Origin of the sequence: Flavobacterium noncentrifugens (genome assembly GCF_900100375.1) — a bacterium.
GTDB classification, from domain to species: domain Bacteria; phylum Bacteroidota; class Bacteroidia; order Flavobacteriales; family Flavobacteriaceae; genus Flavobacterium; species Flavobacterium noncentrifugens.
In genome coordinates this window covers 218,428-238,191 of sequence record NZ_FNEZ01000004.1, presented here as the reverse complement: position 1 = coordinate 238,191, position 19,764 = coordinate 218,428, and the positions used below count along the sequence as shown (strand labels likewise).

At 40.7% G+C, this 19,764-nt stretch carries 18 protein-coding genes; 15 read left to right on the top strand and 3 right to left on the bottom strand.

Going from position 1 to position 19,764, the window contains the following annotated elements:
• The first annotated feature begins 55 nt into the window (after positions 1–55).
• The 11 genes from BLS32_RS13185 to BLS32_RS13135 all read left to right on the top strand — a co-directional run bounded on the left by BLS32_RS13185 (position 56) and on the right by BLS32_RS13135 (position 11,542).
• Positions 56–1,237, top strand: a complete 1,182-nt coding sequence (locus tag BLS32_RS13185; RefSeq protein WP_091396682.1) for an N-acetylmuramoyl-L-alanine amidase family protein — start codon at positions 56–58, stop codon at positions 1,235–1,237.
• A gap of 48 nt (positions 1,238–1,285) precedes the next feature.
• Positions 1,286–2,242 (top strand): MlaD family protein, encoded by a 957-nt coding sequence (locus BLS32_RS13180; RefSeq protein WP_091396678.1) that lies wholly within the window; start codon positions 1,286–1,288, stop codon positions 2,240–2,242.
• Positions 2,243–2,251: 9 nt separating this feature from the next.
• Positions 2,252–3,580: a 4Fe-4S dicluster domain-containing protein gene (locus tag BLS32_RS13175; RefSeq protein ID WP_091396675.1), complete on the top strand. Its 1,329-nt coding sequence runs from the start codon at positions 2,252–2,254 to the stop codon at positions 3,578–3,580.
• 79 nt (positions 3,581–3,659) lie between these two features.
• The gene (locus BLS32_RS13170) at positions 3,660–4,106 is read left to right on the top strand and encodes an LNS2 domain-containing protein (protein ID WP_091396672.1); all 447 of its coding nucleotides are present in this window, start codon (positions 3,660–3,662) and stop codon (positions 4,104–4,106) included.
• 71 nt (positions 4,107–4,177) lie between these two features.
• Positions 4,178–4,969: a (Fe-S)-binding protein gene (locus tag BLS32_RS13165; RefSeq protein ID WP_091396669.1), complete on the top strand. Its 792-nt coding sequence runs from the start codon at positions 4,178–4,180 to the stop codon at positions 4,967–4,969.
• Entirely contained in the window at positions 4,969–5,565 is a 597-nt protein-coding gene (locus tag BLS32_RS13160) for a hypothetical protein (protein ID WP_091396667.1), read from the top strand. The genes BLS32_RS13165 and BLS32_RS13160 overlap by 1 nt, the downstream gene beginning before the upstream one ends.
• Before the next feature lie 45 nt (positions 5,566–5,610).
• A complete protein-coding gene (locus BLS32_RS13155) occupies positions 5,611–6,093 on the top strand; it encodes an ABC transporter ATPase (RefSeq protein WP_091396664.1) in 483 nt (160 codons plus the stop codon).
• A 14-nt stretch (positions 6,094–6,107) separates the two neighbouring features.
• A complete protein-coding gene (locus BLS32_RS13150; RefSeq protein WP_091396662.1) occupies positions 6,108–9,089 on the top strand; it encodes a serine hydrolase domain-containing protein in 2,982 nt (993 codons plus the stop codon).
• Position 9,090: 1 nt separating this feature from the next.
• Positions 9,091–9,900 carry a hypothetical protein gene (locus BLS32_RS13145; protein ID WP_091396659.1) on the top strand — a complete coding sequence of 270 codons (810 nt, stop codon included), beginning with the start codon at positions 9,091–9,093 and terminating at the stop codon, positions 9,898–9,900.
• Positions 9,901–9,974: 74 nt separating this feature from the next.
• Entirely contained in the window at positions 9,975–11,108 is a 1,134-nt protein-coding gene (bshA, locus tag BLS32_RS13140) for an N-acetyl-alpha-D-glucosaminyl L-malate synthase BshA (RefSeq protein WP_091396656.1), read from the top strand.
• A complete protein-coding gene (locus tag BLS32_RS13135; RefSeq protein WP_091396654.1) occupies positions 11,105–11,542 on the top strand; it encodes a protease complex subunit PrcB family protein in 438 nt (145 codons plus the stop codon). Before bshA ends, BLS32_RS13135 begins: the two co-directional genes overlap by 4 nt.
• On the opposite strand, the gene BLS32_RS13130 is transcribed toward BLS32_RS13135, so the two are convergent.
• Positions 11,536–12,375 carry a UDP-2,3-diacylglucosamine diphosphatase gene (locus BLS32_RS13130; RefSeq protein ID WP_091396651.1) on the bottom strand — a complete coding sequence of 280 codons (840 nt, stop codon included), beginning with the start codon at positions 12,373–12,375 and terminating at the stop codon, positions 11,536–11,538. The two genes, BLS32_RS13135 and BLS32_RS13130, sit on opposite strands and share 7 nt — an antisense overlap.
• A gap of 247 nt (positions 12,376–12,622) precedes the next feature.
• Here BLS32_RS13130 and aroC point away from each other — a divergent pair, with 247 nt between their 5' ends.
• From aroC to BLS32_RS13110, 4 genes are all read left to right on the top strand, one after another.
• On the top strand, positions 12,623–13,693 hold the full coding sequence (gene aroC, locus BLS32_RS13125; RefSeq protein WP_091396648.1) for a chorismate synthase: 1,071 nt from the start codon (positions 12,623–12,625) through the stop codon (positions 13,691–13,693).
• Between the two features lie 100 nt (positions 13,694–13,793).
• Positions 13,794–15,056 (top strand): dicarboxylate/amino acid:cation symporter, encoded by a 1,263-nt coding sequence (locus tag BLS32_RS13120; protein ID WP_091396645.1) that lies wholly within the window; start codon positions 13,794–13,796, stop codon positions 15,054–15,056.
• 97 nt (positions 15,057–15,153) lie between these two features.
• Positions 15,154–16,179 carry a T9SS type A sorting domain-containing protein gene (locus tag BLS32_RS13115; RefSeq protein WP_091396642.1) on the top strand — a complete coding sequence of 342 codons (1,026 nt, stop codon included), beginning with the start codon at positions 15,154–15,156 and terminating at the stop codon, positions 16,177–16,179.
• A 122-nt stretch (positions 16,180–16,301) separates the two neighbouring features.
• Positions 16,302–17,054 (top strand): T9SS type A sorting domain-containing protein, encoded by a 753-nt coding sequence (locus BLS32_RS13110; protein WP_091396639.1) that lies wholly within the window; start codon positions 16,302–16,304, stop codon positions 17,052–17,054.
• A gap of 50 nt (positions 17,055–17,104) precedes the next feature.
• Here BLS32_RS13110 and BLS32_RS13105 read toward each other — a convergent pair whose 3' ends face one another.
• Positions 17,105–17,518 (bottom strand): thiol-disulfide oxidoreductase DCC family protein, encoded by a 414-nt coding sequence (locus tag BLS32_RS13105; protein WP_091396637.1) that lies wholly within the window; start codon positions 17,516–17,518, stop codon positions 17,105–17,107.
• Between the two features lie 9 nt (positions 17,519–17,527).
• Positions 17,528–19,699 (bottom strand): endonuclease MutS2, encoded by a 2,172-nt coding sequence (locus BLS32_RS13100; RefSeq protein WP_091396634.1) that lies wholly within the window; start codon positions 19,697–19,699, stop codon positions 17,528–17,530.
• Between the last annotated feature and the right edge of the window lie 65 nt (positions 19,700–19,764).

Below are 19,764 nucleotides of genomic sequence, written 5' to 3'. Positions count from 1 at the left end.
AAATATCAAATTCAAAACCATAAGGTTTTTATTAAAATTAACTTTATTTATCGCAATGGTTAAAGTACATAAAATCAAGTATTTACTCAAAATAATAATCTGTTTATTTGCGTTTTCTTCTTATGGGCAGACTGCCCAAAAATTTAAAGTCGCTTTGGATGCTGGCCATGGCGCACACGATTTTGGTGCCGTTTACAATGGGCATATCGAAAAGAATATTGCCCTTGCGGTGGTACTGAAAGTCGGAAAAATCCTTGAGAAAAATCCAAATATCGAAGTCATCTATACTAGGAAATCTGATGTATTCATCGAATTAGTCGAAAGATCAAACATCGCAAACCGCGCCGACGCTAACATTTTCGTTTCCATTCACTGCAACGCCAATAAAAATACGGCTGCCGACGGTTCTGAAACCTACGTGATGGGTTTGAATAAAAATGCTTCAAACCTGGCTGTCGCAAAAAGCGAGAATGCCGTAATTACGTTAGAAAAAGACTACAAACAAAAATACGAAGGTTTTGACCCGAACAATCCCGGATCTATGATCGGGGTGACTTTGATGCAGGAAGAATACATCGAAAACAGCATTGCACTCGCGAGTAAAATCCAGGACAATTTTGTAAATGACAACGACAGGAAAAGCCGCGGGGTAAAACAAGCGCCGTTCATGGTGTTGCATAAAGCGTATATGCCGAGGGTTCTGATTGAAATGGGATTCATCTCAAACCCTAAAGAAGGCGCGATGCTCGATTCTGAAGACGGACAGCAGGAAACCGCTGAAGCGATTGCAGGTGCGATCATTGGGTATAAAAAAGAATATTTCGGAAACGGCAACAACGAACCGAATTATGAAAAACCATCCAAAAAAGTAGTTGAAGTCAAAAAAGATACAGCCCTTGAAAAAAAGGTAACTACCGTTAAAACGCCAGAAGTAAAGAAACCCGAAGTTAAAAAACCGGAACCTAAAGAAAATCCGGCTTCGGGCGTTGTTTTTAAAGTCCAAATTGCTGCTGCGGGCAAAAAAATTGATCCGGTACCGTCTAATTTCAAAGGATTAAAAAATATTTCCGTAACTTCAGACAATGGAACGCTGTACAAATATATGTACGGAGAAACTTCAGATTATGAAACGGCAAAGAGAAATCTTGAAGAAGCAAAATCCAAAGGGTATCCATCGGCTTATCTGATTGCTTTCCGCGACGGCAAAAAAATTACGCTTCAGGAAGCCATCAAATAAAGCCTGAGTTTAAATAATTATTCTAATTTTGTTAAAAAAAATTGCATTTTGAAAATATCAAGAGAAATTAAAACCGCCATATTAGTCCTTTCGTCCATTTTGCTTTTCATCTGGGGATACAGTTTCCTTAAAGGGCGTGACTTGCTAACCGATTACAAAACATTGTATGTGTATTATGACAATGTGGAAGGTTTGACGACTTCGGCTCCAATTACGATCAACGGACTTGCAATCGGAAAAGTCCACAAAATTGAATTCCTGAACAAATCAGGGAAAATCCGTGTCGAACTTCAGATCAAGTCGGATTTCCCGATTTCGAAAACAAGCGTAGCTGCGATTTATGAGCCGGGGCTTATCGGCGGAAAGCAAATTCAGATCATCCCAAATTATAAAGATGGTACATTAGCAGTAACCGGCGATGTTTTGATGGGCGATGATATTCCTGGACTAACGTCACTTGTAGGTGAAAAATTGACGCCGATCCAGGAAAAATTAGACAAAGTTTTATTGAATGCCGATTTGCTGTTGACCAATGTCAATAACGTTCTCGATAAAAAATCACAGGAAAACCTTAAAGTAAGCCTTGCCGAATTGCGTGTGACGATGGAACAATTCCACAAAGCATCAGGAAGCTTAAACGGAATTTTGGATAATAACAAAGGAAAAATTGACGGGATAGTATCCAATTTCAATAAAGTGTCTAAAGATTTCTCCCAGATTTCAGATTCCCTAAACAAAGCCGATTTGGGCAAAACAGCGAAAAACCTCCAGAAAACACTTGACAATGTTGATGCGATCATCGCCGATGTGCAATCCGGAAAAGGAACAATGGGGAAATTGCTGAAAGACGAAGCGTTGTATAAAAACCTGACGCAGACTTCAAAAGAGCTCGAATTATTATTGCAGGACGTTAGATTGAACCCTACGCGTTATGTAAATGTGTCGCTTTTCGGTAAGAAAAACAAGCCGTACGTCGCTCCGGTAAATGATTCCATTAAAAAGTAAACTAGCATTATGGGCTATTTAGACAATATTTTATTTGCAATTATTCTTTGCCTTGGCTTTGGATTTTTTGGGGTGAATATCAAAAAAATCATCCGCAACATCAAGCTTGGTCGCGATATTGATCGTTCAGATAATCCGTCAGCAAGATGGGGAAATATGGCACTGATCGCACTCGGGCAGTCTAAAATGGTCAAACGCCCGGTGGCAGGTTTGCTGCACATTATTGTGTATGTTGGCTTTGTTATCATCAATATTGAAGTATTAGAAATAGTCATTGACGGACTTTTCGGGACGCACCGTATTTTTTCTTTTCTCGGGGCTTTTTACAGCATTTTAATCGGCTCATTTGAAATATTGGCGCTTCTTGTTTTAGTAGCTGTCCTTACTTTTTTAGCCCGGAGAAACATCATCAAACTCAAAAGATTCATCCATTCAGATTTGAAAGGATGGCCAAAAAGCGATGCAAATTATATTTTGTATTTTGAAGTCGCGCTGATGTCATTGTTCCTTTTAATGAATGCCGCCGATTTCCATTTGCAATTGCTCGGATTCGGGCATTATGAGAAAGCAGGCGCATTTCCGGTTTCCCAATTCATCGAACCAATTTTCAATGGAATGAATGAAAGTACGGTGATGCTTTTGGAACGCGCATTCTGGTGGATTCACATTTCCGGAATTTTAGTATTCCTGAATTACCTGTACTTTTCAAAACACCTTCATATTTTACTGGCTTTTCCAAATACGTATTTTGCAGATTTGAATCCGAAAGGAAAATTCGACAACTTAGAATCGGTGACCAATGAAGTCAAATTAATGATGGATCCAAACGCCGATCCGTTTGCTGCCGCTCCTGTCGATGAAAATGCGGTTCCCGTAAAATTCGGCGCCAGCGATGTTCAGGATTTAAACTGGGTACAATTGCTGAATGCTTATACTTGCACCGAATGTGGGAGATGTACGTCATCCTGTCCGGCAAATATTACAGGAAAAAAATTATCGCCGCGCAAAATTATGATGGATACGCGCGACAGATTGGAAGAAGTCGGTAAAAATATTGATGCCAATAAAGGCATTTTCATTCCGGATAATAAGACTTTATTGAATGATTACATCACGCCTGAAGAATTATGGGCATGTACGTCGTGCAACGCTTGTGTCGAAGAGTGTCCGGTCAATATCAGTCCGCTATCAATCATTATCGACATGAGACGTTATTTGGTCATGGAGCAAAGTGCAGCACCGATGTCGCTCAATGCGATGATGACAAATATTGAAAACAACGGCGCGCCATGGCAATACAACCAACAGGACAGGCTGAACTGGAAAAACGAAAATTAATAATAACATAGAACGAAAATTCTCTTATAGGTGAGGTTAAGGGTGTTTTTAATGAATCAAAATTAGAAACCAAACGAAAATGGACGCAAACGAAATTGAAAAAAACCTACAGGAAACGACTGAAAACGGACACAAAATAAGCCCGGTTTTGCCTGAAGGCATTAAAAATTACCTCATTGATATTGACGGAACGATCTGTGACGACATTCCGAATGAAGAGCCGGAACGCATGCTGACCGCTGAATTGTATCCCGATGCTTTAGAAACACTAAACCGCTGGTACGATGAAGGACATATTATTTTCTTCTTCACATCCAGAACAGAAGCGCACCGCGAATACACCGAAAGATGGCTCAAGCAGCACGGTTTCAAATACCACGGAATGGTGATGGGAAAACCGCGTGGCGGAAACTACCACTGGATCGACAACCATTTAGTGAAAGCGACGCGTTACCGCGGAAAATTCACTGACCTGGTAGATAAAGAAGTAACGATACAGGTTTTCGACGACGGGAAACACGAATAAGTGACAAAGTACCTGAGTTATTTTGTTGAGCGTATAAAAAACTTTGCAGCTTTGCAACTCAAAAATAAATTATGTCAGAAGTTTTAACAGTGCCAACAATGGCAGAAATGATGGCTCAAGGCCAACAACCGGAAGTATTGTTCTGGGTGGGCTGCGCAGGAAGTTTCGACGACAGGGCTAAGAAAATCACCAAAGCATTCGTACGGATTTTAAACCGTGCCAATGTGTCTTTTGCAGTCCTCGGAACCGAAGAAAGCTGCACAGGCGATCCGGCAAAAAGGGCAGGGAATGAGTTCCTGTTCCAGATGCAGGCAATGATGAACATCGAGGTTTTGAATGCTTATGAAGCCAAAAAAATCGTTACGGCCTGTCCGCATTGTTTCAATACGCTGAAAAATGAATATCCTGAATTGGGCGGAACTTACGAAGTCATTCACCATACGCAGTTTTTAAAATCGCTTTTGGATGAAGGCCGATTGACTATTGAAGGCGGGCAATTCAAAGGCAAGCGCATTACGTTTCACGATCCGTGTTATTTAGGACGTGCGAATAATGTATATGAAGCACCGCGCGATTTAATCGCAAAACTCGATGCCGAATTGGTTGAAATGAAACGTTCCAAAGCAAACGGATTATGCTGCGGTGCAGGCGGAGCGCAAATGTTTAAAGATGCCGAACCCGGAAATAAAGAAGTCAACGTCGAGCGTACAGACGATGCACTCGAAGTACAACCGCAAATTATCGCTGCCGGTTGTCCGTTCTGCAATACCATGATGACCGACGGTGTGAAAAATAAAGAAAAAGAAGGCGAAATCAAAGTCATGGACGTAGCCGAATTAATTGCCAACGCGCAGGATTTGTAATGAAGAGAGTTTTTTTGGCGTATGCGCTGCTGTTTGCAATAATTTTAAATGCCCAGGAACTGATGGACGTTATGGCCAAAGAATCCTGCGAATGCGTCATGGCTAAAAATCTGGATCTGAAGAATATTTCATCTGAAAAATTGCAGTTGGAATTCGGAACTTGCGTCGTTCAGAGTTACACAACGCACAAAGAAGCATACGACAAAATATCTAAAACTGATTTTTCAGATAAAGATTCGATGCGGAAATTAGGACAGGATGTCGCACTCAAAATGTTTTCGATCTGTCCCGATGTTTTGATGGCTTTGGCCAATGACAATGCATCCGAAAATTCGACAGCAGAATCTCCAAAAATTGAAGGCGAAATATCCGATTTTGTAACCAATGAATTTGTAACGATCAAAGTCAAAGACAAAAATAACCGATTGCACAACCTGATCTTACTTGATTATTTCGACACGGCTTCATTATACACCGACGGATTGATCCGAAAAAAAGACAAAGTCATCATGTCATACAGCGAAGTCGAATTGTTCGACCCGAAATCAAAAGAATTCCGTTATTACAAAGTGATCACGGGAATAGAGAAAAAATAATTTCTCCTCAACCGAAACCTTTTTGGTTTACAAAAAATTAAAATTATGTACGTTCCTTTTGAAACTTTACCGCCCGAATCAAAAATATGGATTTACCAATCCAACCGCAAATTCACCGAGGAAGAATTCGCTTCGATTGAAACTGATCTCAAATCATTTCTCGAAAACTGGGCAGCACACGGAACCGGCCTCGAAGCTTCTTACCAGTTAAAATACAACCGCTTCATCATCATTGCCGTGAATCCCGAAAACCAGATTGCGACGGGCTGTTCGATCGACGCTTCGGTGCAATTCATACAGGATCTCGAGAAAAAATACAGTGTCGATCTATTGGATAAAATGAATGTGACGTTCAAACTTGGCGAACACATCGCACACAAGCCCTTGATTGAATTTAAAAAAATGGCCAAAGAAAAAGCAGTTTCGGGAAATACGATCGTATTCAACAATCTCGTTAATACGATTGAAGAATGGAATGAAGGCTGGGAAGTTCCGGCCGCAGAAAGCTGGCACAGCCGTTTCTTTTAACCAATACCTTTTTAATGAAAAAAATTCTTTGCAACGCGCTATTTCTTGGATGGATTATTTTTGCCATCAGTTGTGCGGGCTCTAAAAATAACAAGCCGGTCGTTGCTGTTCCACCAGCCATTATATCTGAAACCAATAATGAAGCTGTTGTTTATAACGATGGTTATGATTCTGATGTCCAGAAAAAATGGGTCGATAGTGTTTACAACCAACTGACTTTCGATGAAAAGATCGGGCAGTTGTTTATGGTTGCGGCTTATTCTAACAAAGATTCGGCGCACATTAAAAGCATTGACAAATTAATTACTGAGAATAAAGTTGGCGGATTGATCTTTTTTCAGGGCGGGCCGTTGCGCCAGGCCAGATTGACCAACCGTTTCCAATCTAAAACCAAACTTCCATTATTTATTGGTATTGATGCTGAATGGGGTTTGAGCATGCGCCTCGACTCGACGTATCGTTTTCCATGGAATATGACATTGGGCGCGATCAAAGACAAAAACCTAATCCGGAAAGTCGGCGAGAAAATGGGTTACCAAACCAAAAGAATGGGCATCCAGTTTAATTTTGCGCCGGTTTTGGACATCAATACCAATCCGAAAAACCCAATTATCGGTTTCCGTTCGTTTGGCGAAAGCAAGGAAAATGTGGCCGAAAGTGCTTCGGCGATCATGAAAGGTTTTCAAAGCAGCGGCATTTTATCAACAGGAAAGCATTTTCCAGGACACGGCGATACCGAAACCGATTCGCATTACGGACTTCCGGTTGTAAATTTCTCCCGCGAACGCCTCGAAGAAACAGAATTTTATCCATACAAACAGCTTTTTAAAGATGGCTTGGAATCGGTCATGGTCGCCCATTTGAATGTTCCGGCATTGGAACCGCGGCCGAATTATCCGTCGTCGATTTCATACAATGTGGTAACGAATGTTTTGCAGAAACACCTTGGTTTCAACGGACTGATTTTTACCGATGCTTTGAATATGAAAGCCGCAAGTAACTACTTGAAGCCAGGCGAAATCGACCTTGAAGCATTTTTAGCAGGAAATGATATTTTGCTTTTTGCAGAAAATGTTCCGGTGGCGTATGAGAAAATCTGCGCGGCATATCAGGATACGATCATTACACCGGAACGGTTGGCGCATTCGGTAAAGAAAATCTTGAAATACAAATACAAATCGGGTTTAAACCAATACAAACCAATCGATTTAAAGAATTTGTATACTGATTTGAATTCGTCCGATAATGATGCTTTGCAATACCAATTGTATGAAAATGCCATTACGATTCTAAAAAATAAGAACGATATTCTTCCGATCAACAACCTCGAAACAAGTAAAATCGCTTATGTCAAATTAGGCGACGATGCCAACAGCAGTTTTATTTCGACCTTAAAAAAATATACCGAAGTTACCGAAGTTGCAGACGACAATACCGACAGTTTAAATGTCAAATTAAAAGCGTTCAATACCGTAATCGTTGGTTTCCACAAATCGGATAAAGCCTGGAAAAGCCATGCCTTCAGCGATGCCGAATTGTTAAAATTGCAGCAAATCGCAAAGAATAATGTTGTCATTCTCGACGCGTTTACAAAACCGTATTCATTGATGCAGATCGCTTCATTAGACGAAATTGAAGGTGTCGTACAATCGTACCAAAACAGCAACATTGCGCAGGAAGTTTCTGCTGAGATTATTTTTGGAGCTGTCGAAGCCAAAGGAAAACTTCCGGTTTCGGTCACGCCACATTTTAAAGTTGGTGACGGAATCGATACCCAAAAAATCAACCGCCTCGGATTTACAGCACCGGAAAACGTTGGGATGAATCCAGCCATTTTATCACAAATCGATCAGATCGCGAAAAAAGCCATTGATAAAAAAATGACGCCGGGATTGCAGGTTTTAGTAGCTCGAAAAGGAAAAGTCATTTACCAGAAATCGTTCGGTTCGCATACGTATGACAATGCTGTAAAAGTCGTAAATTCTGATTTGTATGACATTGCATCGCTGACTAAAATCGTTTCGACTTTGCCAAATGTGATGCAGCAGTACGACCAGAAGAAAATTAATCTCGAAAGTACGGTGGGCGAGATGCTGCCAACATTTAAAAATTCTGATAAAGAAGCGATTACATTTAAAGAATTGCTGTCGCATTACGCGCGTTTACAGGCTTGGATTCCGTTTTACCAATCGACGTTGGATGCCAATAAAAAACCATCTGATAAATACTATCGAAAAATTTCCGACAGCCAGTTTTCAAAACAGGTCGCCGACAGTTTATTCATCCGAAACGATTACCACGATACCATCATGAAAATGATCATCGACAGCAAACTGCTTCCAAAAAAAGAATACAAATACAGCGATTTTACGTTTATTATGCTGCGCGATTACCTCGAAAGAACGACCGGAAAATCATTGGATGTTTTAAGCGAAGACCATTTTTTCCGTCCGCTTGGAATGAACAATACAACTTACAATCCGCTTAAAAAATTCAGCAATTACATTATTCCTCCAACGGAAGTCGACAATTATTTCCGTTACCAGACAATCCAGGGGTATGTTCATGACATGGCGGCAGCCATGGACGGCGGCGTCGCGGGACATGCAGGAATTTTCTCAAATGCCATGGACGTGGCGAAAATCATGCAGATGTATTTGCAAAAAGGAAATTATGGAAACCATCAGTATTTTTCAGCGAAGACTTTTGACGAATTCAATACCTGTCATTATTGTGCGGAAGGAAACAGGCGCGGACTCGGTTTTGATAAGCCTCAACCAGCGGGAACGCCTGGCCCAACTTGTGGTTGCGTTTCATCGGAAAGCTTCGGACACACCGGTTTTACAGGCGGAATCGCATGGGCAGATCCGGAAACGGAAATTGTGTATGTGTTTTTATCCAACAGGACTTTCCCGGAATCGACCGTAAATACATTGTCGAAGGAAAACATCCGTGAAGACATCCAGAAAATCATTCAATCTGCAATCATTAGATAGCATGAAAATTCATAAAATCCTCTTTCTTTTGCCAATTCTATTTTTAGCAGGCTGCGGAAGCGATGATGAAAACAGCAATAGTACAGAAGTGGCAACCGGCATCAGCAGCTACCGTTTTTATTACATGGATTATCCGCTAGATACACAACAATCTCCAGAGAATGTTGATGTGGTTTACAATGATGGGAAAATTGTGAAATTGATTGGTGACGTTTCTGCTGTGGATCCAAATACTGGATATTCCCATATCTTCAATAAAAATGCGTATACAGAAGTTTCGTATGCTTCAAATACTGCAACAATCATTGACAAAAGCGTCATCAATGAAGGCGAATGGAACAAGCAGTTTGTTGAATTTACTGCCGATGGCAAACTGAAATACAAAATCTACGTTGACAATTTGCAGCCATTGATCCGTGATACCATTCAGTATTTTTATGAGAACGGAATTCTTAAAAGTTATGAACGCCACAACAGGAGGTTTTACGAAAAAAGTGAAATTTTCTACAATGCTAACGCAGATGTCGACAGCATCGTGACACGTTATCCCTATTATGTTTCGCCGCAACAGCCGACATTTAATCCGGCAAGCAAAGAGCGCGTGGTTCGTAAATTTAAAAAATTTGACAATAAAACAAATCCATTTCAGGTATTTGTGATTTTTGATGAAGCGTTTAACCGTTCTCTATCAGCACACAATTACAGCAAATGGGAAGAATTCAAATATGATTATGACGGACATGAAATTGGCAACAGCTTTACCGAATGGACATTCATCCGTGAAAATGGGATGATTAATTTCGGATTATAGAAACTGATAATTTAACCGAAAATTTCAAATTCACACGTCCTTTTTTGCTAAATTCGTAGGACTAAAAAGACACTATGAAAATAGCAATTGTTTGTTATCCGACATTTGGCGGAAGCGGCGTTGTCGCTACAGAACTCGGATTGGAACTTGCCCGCAAAGGCCACGAAATCCACTTCATTACGTATAGCCAGCCCGTTCGCCTCGCACTTTTAAACCCGAATGTGCATTACCACGAAGTCAACGTTCCGGAATATCCATTGTTTCATTACCAGCCGTATGAATTGGCGCTTTCGAGTAAGCTTGTCGATATGGTGAAATTGTATAAAATTGAATTGCTGCACGTGCATTATGCAATTCCGCATGCGTATGCCGGGTATATGGCCAAGCAAATGCTCAAAGACGAAGGCATCGATATTCCGATGGTGACGACATTGCACGGAACCGACATTACACTCGTAGGAAACCATCCGTTTTACAAACCCGCAGTGACTTTCAGCATCAACAAATCGGATTTTGTGACTTCGGTTTCGCAAAGCCTGAAAGACGATACCTTGAAATTGTTCAATATTACCAATGAAATTGTCGTGATTCCGAATTTTATCGAACTCCATAAAAACGTAGATGTGGCGAGCATTCCGTGCCGACGATCTGTCATTGCAAGGGAAGACGAACGCATCATTACACACATAAGCAACTTCAGGAAAGTCAAGCGCATTCCGGATATTATCAAAATATTTTATAAAATACAGCAGCAAATTCCGGCCAGGCTGATGATGGTAGGCGATGGGCCAGAAAAAGAAAAAGCCGAACGTTTGTGCCAGGAACTCGGCATCATCGATAAAGTGATTTTCTTTGGGAACAGCAATGAAATCGATACGATACTGAGTTACTCCGACTTGTTTTTATTGCCGTCGGAAACAGAAAGTTTTGGTTTGGCTGCATTGGAAGCAATGGCATCGGGCGTTCCGGTGATTTCGAGCAATTCTGGCGGTTTGCCTGAAGTGAATTTCGACGGCATTTCAGGTTATCTGAGCGATGTTGGAAATGTAGATGAAATGGCAGAAAATGCGTTGAAGATTTTAAGCGATGGTATTATTTTGGATGAATTTAAAAGCCGTGCATTGGCTACAGCCAGAAAATTCGACATCAAAAATATCCTTCCGATGTATGAAGAATTATACAACAAAGCAGTAAACATCCACGTATGAAAAAAGCAGCCGTAGCCTTGATCACAATATTTTTATTTTCGTGCGGATCGACCAAAACCGACAACTCAAAAAAACCGCTTTACGAAGTGCTTACACAGCAAAATAACGGCGGCGCAAGCATCCGGTTTTATGAAATCCTGACCGAAGCCAATGAAATCAAAATGCTTCAAAGCGATGAAAATCTGAAAAAGAAAATCAAAGCCGACGATACATCAAAGTCCAATTTCGTGATCTTAAACCTGGGCGAAAAATCATCAGGCGGCCATTCGATCACCGTTCAAAAAGCCGAAGAAACGCCAACACAGATTATCTTAACGGTTAAAGAAACCAGTCCGAAATCTGGAGAAATGGCAATATCTGTAATGAGCAATCCTTATACAGTTGTCAAAATCAATTCCAAAAAAGAAATTGTCATTAAAGATTCTGATCAGTAAGAATTGATCTTTTTTGAAAAAACTATGGACGCGATGAGCTGGTTGCTGATCGCATTTTCCATTTCAAATAAATCTTCTTCTTCAGTGTAATTCGTGTCGGCATAACGGTACATTTTCCAGCGTTTTCTGTTGTATTCAAGCGCAGTTAGATTCTCGACCCAATCGCCGGAATTCAGATACAAGGTACTGCCGTTTTTATTTGTTTTCTCTATGATCTTTGGTTCGTGAATGTGTCCGCAAATGACATAATCATATTTTTTTTCAATCGCTAAATCGGTTGCCGTCGTTTCAAAATCGGAAATATGCTTGACCGCTTTTTTAACACTGGCTTTTATTTTTTTCGAAAAAGAATACGGTTCGCTTCCCATTTTATAAAGGCACCAATTTACAAACCGGTTTAGTAAAATCAGGTAATCATAACCCAATCCGCCAAGTTTTGCGATCCATTTGGAATGTTGTACCGAAACATCGAAAACATCGCCGTGAAAGATCCACGCTTTCTTTTCATCGAGTTCCAATACCAATTTATCCAGAATTGTAAAATTCCCCATGACGGTATCGCTGAATTTCCGGAGCAATTCGTCGTGGTTTCCGGTGATATAATACACTTTCGTGCCTTTTGAAGCCAGATCCAAAATCTTTCGGATCACTCTCAAATGCTGTTTCGGAAAGTACGATTTCCTAAATTGCCAGATGTCTATAATGTCGCCGTTTAAAACCAATATTTTGGGTTTTACCGATGACAAGTAATTCATCAGTTCCTTTGCGTGGCAGCCAAAAGTGCCCAGATGCACATCCGATAATACAACGACTTCTACTTTTCTCTTTTTCATTTGATTTGAAGTTTTACAAATTAAGGCAGTGGTTGTGAATTGAAGGGGAAGGGAATGTTAAGAAATAGTTGCTGAGTAGCTGAGTTTTTTGGATTGTCAATAAAAGTTATTGGGCAACATAGTTTTCGGAATTCCTTTTAGCTTACGATTTGAAAACTTGCTACTCAGTCAATCAGGCACTCAGGTACTCTGCAGCAACTTTGCAACTTTGCTACTAAAAACCTACATTTGTTCAAAACACATCAAAATGGCAGGAAACAGTTACGGAACGCTTTTCAAAATCACGACTTTTGGAGAATCCCACGGTGAAGCGCTCGGTGGAATCATTGATGGTTGTCCGCCGGGAATCAAACTTGATTTCAATGCAATCCAATATGAAATGGAGCGCAGGAAACCAGGACAATCTGCAATCGTAACCCAACGAAAAGAGAACGACGAAGTACAGTTTTTATCAGGGATCTTTCAAGGAAAAACGACCGGAACGCCAATCGGTTTTATCATTCCGAATACAAACCAGAAATCAGACGACTATTCCCACATCAAAGACAATTACCGTCCGAGCCATGCCGATTATGTCTATGAAAAAAAATACGGGATCCGCGATTATCGTGGCGGTGGTAGAAGTTCGGCGCGCGAAACAGCGAGTCGGGTAGTAGCTGGTGCAGTTGCCAAACAAGTATTAAAGGACATTAAAATCAATGCATTTACATCCTCGGTTGGTGATATTTTTATTGACAAACCCTATCAGGCACTCGATTTTTCAAAGACAGAAAGCAATCCGGTGCGTTGTCCCGATGAAGAAAGTGCCGCAAAAATGGAAGCTTACATCCGCGAAATCCGCAAAGAAGGCGATACGGTTGGCGGAACCGTAACCTGCGTGATCCAAAATGTACCGATTGGTTTGGGCGAGCCGGTTTTTGATAAACTACACGCTGAACTCGGAAAAGCGATGCTTTCTATCAACGCCGTAAAAGGTTTTGAATATGGCAGCGGATTTTGCGGTGCGAAGATGAAAGGCAGCGAACACAACGATTTATACAATGCTGACGGAACGACCAAATCGAATTTATCTGGCGGAATCCAGGGCGGCATTTCAAATGGGATGGATATTTATTTCCGCGTGGCTTTCAAGCCGGTTGCCACGATCATGCAAAAACAGGAAACGATTGACAACAAAGGAAATGTTGTAGAAATGCAGGGCAAAGGCCGACACGATCCGTGTGTTGTTCCGCGTGCGGTGCCAATCGTAGAGGCGATGGCTGCAATTGTGCTGGCCGATTTTTATCTGATTAATAAAACATATAATACTAATTTTTAGGAGCTGTTCCTGCTGTCCACTGTATCTTTTCTGCCTTCGTTCCTCCGGCAAAAAAGGATGCCGCTTCCATCAGGGCTAAAACACATCCAACTTCCAAACCATGAATCCAAACCAAACTGAAACTCAGAAAACCTCTTTTTTCTCAAATTTAACAACGCAGATCTTAATTGCGATGATCGTCGGGGCGATTCTCGGAATTTTCATCCACAACAATGCCACGCCGGAAAGCGCGAAGGAATTTAGTACCTACATCAAACTGCTGGCAACAGTTTTCATCAGGCTCGTCCAAATGATCATTGCGCCTTTGGTGTTTACGACTTTGGTGGTTGGGATTGCAAAACTCGGCGACATTAAAGCGGTTGGAAGGATTGGAGGGAAGGCATTGGGCTGGTTTTTTACCGCTTCTTTCATTTCGCTTTTGATCGGGATGTTCTGGGTGAATGTTTTGCAACCCGGAATTGGCCTGAATTTATCAGATGTTGATTTATCTACCGCTTCAGAAGTGACTGAAAAAACCAGCGTGTTTTCGGCACAGAATTTCATCGAGCACATCATCCCGAAAAGTATTGTTGAAGCGATGGCAACAAACGAAATTTTGCAAATCGTGATTTTTTCGATCTTCTTCGGATTGGCAGCAGCTTCCATCGGCGATCATGCAAAACCTGTCGTGAATGCTTTGGATAAAACGTCGCATATTGTTTTAAAAATGGTCAATTATGTCATGAAGTTTGCACCAATTGGTGTTTTTGGGGCGATTGCGGGTGTTTTTGCCATCCGCGATTTCAGCGATTTGATCCTGACTTATGCAAAATTCTTCGGGTCGTTTTTAGTAGGCATTTCAACACTTTGGATCGTTTTGCTGCTGATCGGATATTTGTTTCTGGGCAAATTGATGGGTGAATTGCTCAAAAGAATCGTCAGTCCGTTGATCATTGCATTCGGCACCACAAGCAGCGAAGCCGTATTTCCGAAACTTACAGAAGAACTGGAGCGCTTCGGCGTAAAGGATAGGATTGTCTCATTCATGCTGCCGCTCGGCTATTCGTTTAATCTTGATGGAAGCATGATGTACATGACTTTTGCAAGCATTTTCATCGCTCAGGCGTATGGCATTGATCTGAGCATTGGCACACAATTCACCATGCTTTTTGTACTGATGCTAACCAGCAAAGGAATTGCAGGCGTTCCAAGAGCGAGCCTTGTTGTCGTTGCGGCAACCTGCGGCATGTTTAAAATCCCGATTGAAGGCATTGCTTTGATCCTGCCAATCGACCATTTTTGCGACATGTTCAGAAGCGCTACAAACGTTTTAGGAAATGCGCTGGCAACATCGGTTGTAGGAAAATGGGAGAAAAATGACTAATTGCTGAAAAAAGTGGCAGGCATTTTTAAAAATCCGCAAAAATAATTCTAACTTCACAAGTGTTTTAGACGAAGTTTCATTTATAAATTAAAAAATCATGAAAAAAACGATACTTTCATTTGTCATATTATCAGCAATTTATTCAAATGCACAGATTATTGAATCCAACGATTTTACGGCATATACAAATGGCGCGGTTGGAACCAGTGTAACCGGATCGGTAGCAGGACAGGGTGGATTTTATACTGTTGGTGGTACAAACCTTGATTACAGGATATTGAATGATGGCGTTGCCCATGGCAGGGTTTTTCAACTGACAGGCCCGGCAAACGCCACAGACAACCACTTTATGTGGAAAAATGGATTGCCAACGGCCTGGAGTGCACGCGAGGCAGGAAATGACATTCTCGAAATTGAATTTGACTATTACACCGGACCGATTACGTTAAGCCAAAATTCCATCAGGCTGAATGTTTACAATGCCGATCTTTCAAAAATCCTGGCAGGTTTTATCATTGCCCAGGACAGCAAAATCATCAGCGGGCTTGCTTACTATAGCGATGATCAGGGAACAGGAACCTATCAATACAGTTTGGGCCCTGAAAGCAACCCGGATTTGGTGCTTCCTATTAATACATGGGTTCGGCTTGGGATGAGTTTCAAGAAAAGTGACGGAAAAGTAATCTGGAAAGGCCCGGGATTCGATTCGTACACAAACGGAACAACCGCAGGGCTGGATCCGGCTGAAATTGATTTTATCGCTACAGCCATATACGAAGAAGGTGCTGAAAATACTGTTGCCAGCACCGCAAGATTTGATAATTACGTGGTGCGCGCGGTAGCCACAGACATGCTTTTATTAAGTGTTGACCAAATTGAAAATGATGTAGAAAATGTGGCTGTATATCCAAATCCGGTTTCAGATATTATAAATGTATCGGTCAAAAATCACAACATAGCCCAAGTCTCAGTTTCAGATATGAATGGAAGGATCGTTAAAACAAATAAATTCGAAAATAGATCAGATGTAAAAATGGATGTTTCAGATCTATCAGCAGGCATTTACATCATTGATATCGTTTCAGAAAATACGCATACCATAAAAAAAATCGTAAAGAAATAGCCGCGGTTGTTTTAATAACATGAATTTTAAAAATTTTGGTATTTTTTAAAGATTAACAATTTGTAAAGAAATCTTACAACAATTTTTAATAGCTTTGAGGACTTAAAATAAAAATAAAAATTATGAAAAAACAATTACTTTTCGCATTCCTGCTTGCAGGATCAATCTTTACAGCAACTGCTCAACAAGAAACGGTAGCAGTTACAAACCGTACTTTTCAGGCTGCATATTTTGGAACCGCTTTTAATGCAGGAGCACTTCATGGCGTTTTGACAAGCATTGATGTGAATGTTGCACTTACTGCTTCTACACAAAGTACTTATGCAAATGATTTCACCGTTCTTGTTACAACTGGATTAACGGCTACAGACGTAATTACTTTACAGGCTGGAGGATTTAGTGATTTCGCAGCTTTAGAGACACAAGCTTGGCCTAGTGGTGACAGTGATGTTGTTGGAACTGTATGTGACGGTACAATTACATTGGATACGCCAATTGATTTTGATGCAAACCCTACATTGAAAGTGTATTTCGGAAATGGTTATTTCGCTACTGGCGGAACTAACTCTGGTACATGGAATGGTTCATTTACTTTGAACGGTGTTTCAACTACTTTGGCAGTTAAAGATACTAAAGCAGCTACAAGCTTTGTAGTTTCTCCAAACCCTGCTACAAGCCTAATTACTGTTTCTAACGAAAAATCTCCAATCACAAATGTGTCAATCACTGACTTGAACGGAAGAATCGTAAAAGAAAATGCAGTAAACAACCTTTCTAAAGTTGACATGAACATTTCAGATTTATCTGCAGGTGTTTACATGATGAACATTAAATCTAACGAAGGTACAGCTACTAAAAAAATCGTGAAAAACTAATTTTTTAGTTGTCATAGAAAAACTCCCTGTGAAAGCAGGGAGTTTTTTATTTATAAGAATTTTGATTTTAACTCAGGTGTCGGGATCATGCAGCTTTCCTGTTTACCATACCATTTGTAACGATTCCTTGCGATAAAATCATATACCGGATTTCTTAAAAAAGTTGGGATAATTTTAAAAGCGGTGCTTAAACTCCAGAATCCGCCAAGGCCTTTTGCAATTTCAATAGCTGCTGATGATTTGTAATAATATGCAATTCCGGGTTCGTATAAAATGATGCTATCAATGTTTTTCGGGTCGATTGCGATGTGTTTCAGAATTTGCATACCAATATCCGATTGCAATGCAGCAAACCTGAACTGGTCTTTTAAATCATGTTTGATCACAAACTGAACGGCCGAATTGCACAAATTGCAAACACCGTCAAACAGGATGATCTTTTTATCTTTTGGTAAATTTTCCATACTCATTTCTCACTTCTTTTTTGCTTCCACCAATTCGAGTTCGTCTAAGCTGACCTTCGAAGTAAAAATACCATAATTTACGACAGCTTTGTTTTTCTCAATGACATCAATGCTTCCAACCGATTTTCCATCGATCATTCGCACGCGGTCGCCCACTTTTAAAATGTGTTTTGGCTTCGGCGGAACCATGGCCGCTTTGATTTTTTTCTCTTTTTTCTCCTGTCGGATTTCGGCAACCTGAACCGTTACTTCTTTAATGATCTCTTGTTTCTTTTCCTGGATGACTTTATTTTCTTTGACAGAAACTTTTTTGCGTTTCGAATTTTCGATCTCAATGATCTTCAGGAATTCGCCAATGAGGTCTTTCTTGTTTTTGTTGTTGAAATATTTATCGGCAATGTCGTCTATTTTTTGCCCCATGTAAATGATGCGTTGGTTGCTGTCGTACAATTCCTGGTAACTTTCGAGCTTTTGCTTGATTTTTACATTGATGTTTTCCATTTTTTTGCTTTCCTCACGCGCTTTGGTTTCTTCTTCTTTAAGCGTTTGTGACGTTTTTTCAAGCTTGGAACGTTCTTTTTGCAACGTAGCGATGGTTTTGTCAAATCGCACTTTTCCGACTTCTATTTTCTTTTTCGCCCGATTGATGAGTCCGTATGGGATGCCGTTCTTCTGTGCAACCTCAAATGTAAACGAACTTCCGGCTTCACCTAAAACGAGTTTGTACAATGGCTCCAGAGATTGCTCATCAAACATCATGTTGGCGTTCATCGCAAAAGGCAGTTCATTTGCAAGGATTTTGAGGTTTGAATAATGTGTCGTAATAATCCCGAAAGCTTCCCGATGGTAAAATTCCTCGAGGAAGATTTCTGCCAAAGCACCGCCGAGTTCAGGATCAGATCCGGTTCCGAATTCGTCAATCAGGAACATGGTTTTCTTGTTGCATTTCTTCAAAAAGTAATTCATGTTCTTTAATCGGTAACTGTATGTACTCAAATGATTTTCAATCGATTGGTTATCGCCGATGTCTGTCAGAATCCTGTCAAATAAAAATGTTTCACTGCGCTCATGAACCGGAATCAGCATGCCCGATTGCAGCATCAACTGAAGCAATCCGACGGTTTTTAACGAGATGGTTTTTCCTCCGGCATTTGGCCCCGAAATGACAATGATCCGATTTTCCTGATTCAGCTCAATCGTCTGTGGAAACGTTTTTTCTTTCTTCTGTAAATTGGACAAAAACAAAATAGGATGAAAGGCTTCTCGGAAATACAAACGGCGTTCTTCGGTAATATTCGGTAAAATCCCGTTGATCCTGTTGGCATATTTGGCTTTCGCCGAAATGACGTCTATGTCGCCCAGAAATTCCTGGTAATTGATTAGCAATGGCTGAAACGGACGTATCGCATTCGACAATTGCTTCAAGATCCGCATGATTTCTTCCTTTTCCTCATATTCGAGGTTGGCAAGCTCGCGCGAATATTTTAAAGCCGCTTCGGGTTCGATGTAGGCAATGCTTCCGATTTTCGAACTTCCCAAAATTGACCCTTTTACTTTTCGTCGGTACATTGCCAAAACGGCCAGCACGCGTCGATTCTGCACAAAACTTTCCTTGATGTCATCTAAATAACCAAGACCATGATATTGCGTCAAAGCAGCCCCAAAACTTTGGTTGATCTTTCCGCGAACGGCGTTCATATTTCTTCGGATGTCCTGTAAAACAGGAGAAGCACTATCTTTCAGCTCGCCATATTTATCGATAACTTCGTCAATTTTCTTAATGATTTCAGTCGTTAAAGTAACTTCCGAAGCTTTAAGATTCAAGGTCGGATAATAATCATCAAATTTTTTAAAGTATTGCAAAAGCACATTTACGGTTTCTGATATCGCCGCAATTTTCCTAAAACTTCCGGCTTCAAGGAAACTGTCTTCAATGGCGAGGAAATTTATTTCGTGCGCAATCGAATCAAAACCGTGGTTTGGGATTGCATTGTTATTCTGAAATGAGGAAACATATTCTGAGGTTTGGTGCAAGGCCTGCATCAGTATTTCCTTTTCGCGAAACGGCGTGATCCGCAAGGCTTTTTCTTTTCCAAGATCGGTATTGCACATCTCCGAAATGGTTTCAAGAACCGTCGGGAACTGCAAATCCTGAAGTGTTTTTTCTGTAATCGATATCATTTTTCTTTCGGGCAATTTTTCTATGCAAATTTACTCAAAAATCAGCAAAGTATTGGTGCAAGAAA

Bases quoted from the DNA above. Each gene is read 5' to 3' on its own strand.
- BLS32_RS13110 (WP_091396639.1), top strand. From the start codon at position 16,302: ATGAAAAAACAATTACTTTTCGCATTCCTGCTTGCAGGATCAATCTTT.
- BLS32_RS13135 (WP_091396654.1), top strand. From the start codon at position 11,105: ATGAAAAAAGCAGCCGTAGCCTTGATCACAATATTTTTATTTTCGTGC.
- bshA (WP_091396656.1), top strand. From the start codon at position 9,975: ATGAAAATAGCAATTGTTTGTTATCCGACATTTGGCGGAAGCGGCGTT.
- BLS32_RS13170 (WP_091396672.1), top strand. From the start codon at position 3,660: ATGGACGCAAACGAAATTGAAAAAAACCTACAGGAAACGACTGAAAAC.
- BLS32_RS13130 (WP_091396651.1), bottom strand. From the start codon at position 12,375: ATGAAAAAGAGAAAAGTAGAAGTCGTTGTATTATCGGATGTGCATCTG.
- BLS32_RS13105 (WP_091396637.1), bottom strand. From the start codon at position 17,518: ATGGAAAATTTACCAAAAGATAAAAAGATCATCCTGTTTGACGGTGTT.
- BLS32_RS13165 (WP_091396669.1), top strand. From the start codon at position 4,178: ATGTCAGAAGTTTTAACAGTGCCAACAATGGCAGAAATGATGGCTCAA.
- aroC (WP_091396648.1), top strand. From the start codon at position 12,623: ATGGCAGGAAACAGTTACGGAACGCTTTTCAAAATCACGACTTTTGGA.
- BLS32_RS13100 (WP_091396634.1), bottom strand. From the start codon at position 19,699: ATGATATCGATTACAGAAAAAACACTTCAGGATTTGCAGTTCCCGACG.
- BLS32_RS13120 (WP_091396645.1), top strand. From the start codon at position 13,794: ATGAATCCAAACCAAACTGAAACTCAGAAAACCTCTTTTTTCTCAAAT.
- BLS32_RS13175 (WP_091396675.1), top strand. From the start codon at position 2,252: ATGGGCTATTTAGACAATATTTTATTTGCAATTATTCTTTGCCTTGGC.
- BLS32_RS13155 (WP_091396664.1), top strand. From the start codon at position 5,611: ATGTACGTTCCTTTTGAAACTTTACCGCCCGAATCAAAAATATGGATT.
- BLS32_RS13115 (WP_091396642.1), top strand. From the start codon at position 15,154: ATGAAAAAAACGATACTTTCATTTGTCATATTATCAGCAATTTATTCA.
- BLS32_RS13150 (WP_091396662.1), top strand. From the start codon at position 6,108: ATGAAAAAAATTCTTTGCAACGCGCTATTTCTTGGATGGATTATTTTT.
- BLS32_RS13160 (WP_091396667.1), top strand. From the start codon at position 4,969: ATGAAGAGAGTTTTTTTGGCGTATGCGCTGCTGTTTGCAATAATTTTA.
- BLS32_RS13185 (WP_091396682.1), top strand. From the start codon at position 56: ATGGTTAAAGTACATAAAATCAAGTATTTACTCAAAATAATAATCTGT.
- BLS32_RS13145 (WP_091396659.1), top strand. From the start codon at position 9,091: ATGAAAATTCATAAAATCCTCTTTCTTTTGCCAATTCTATTTTTAGCA.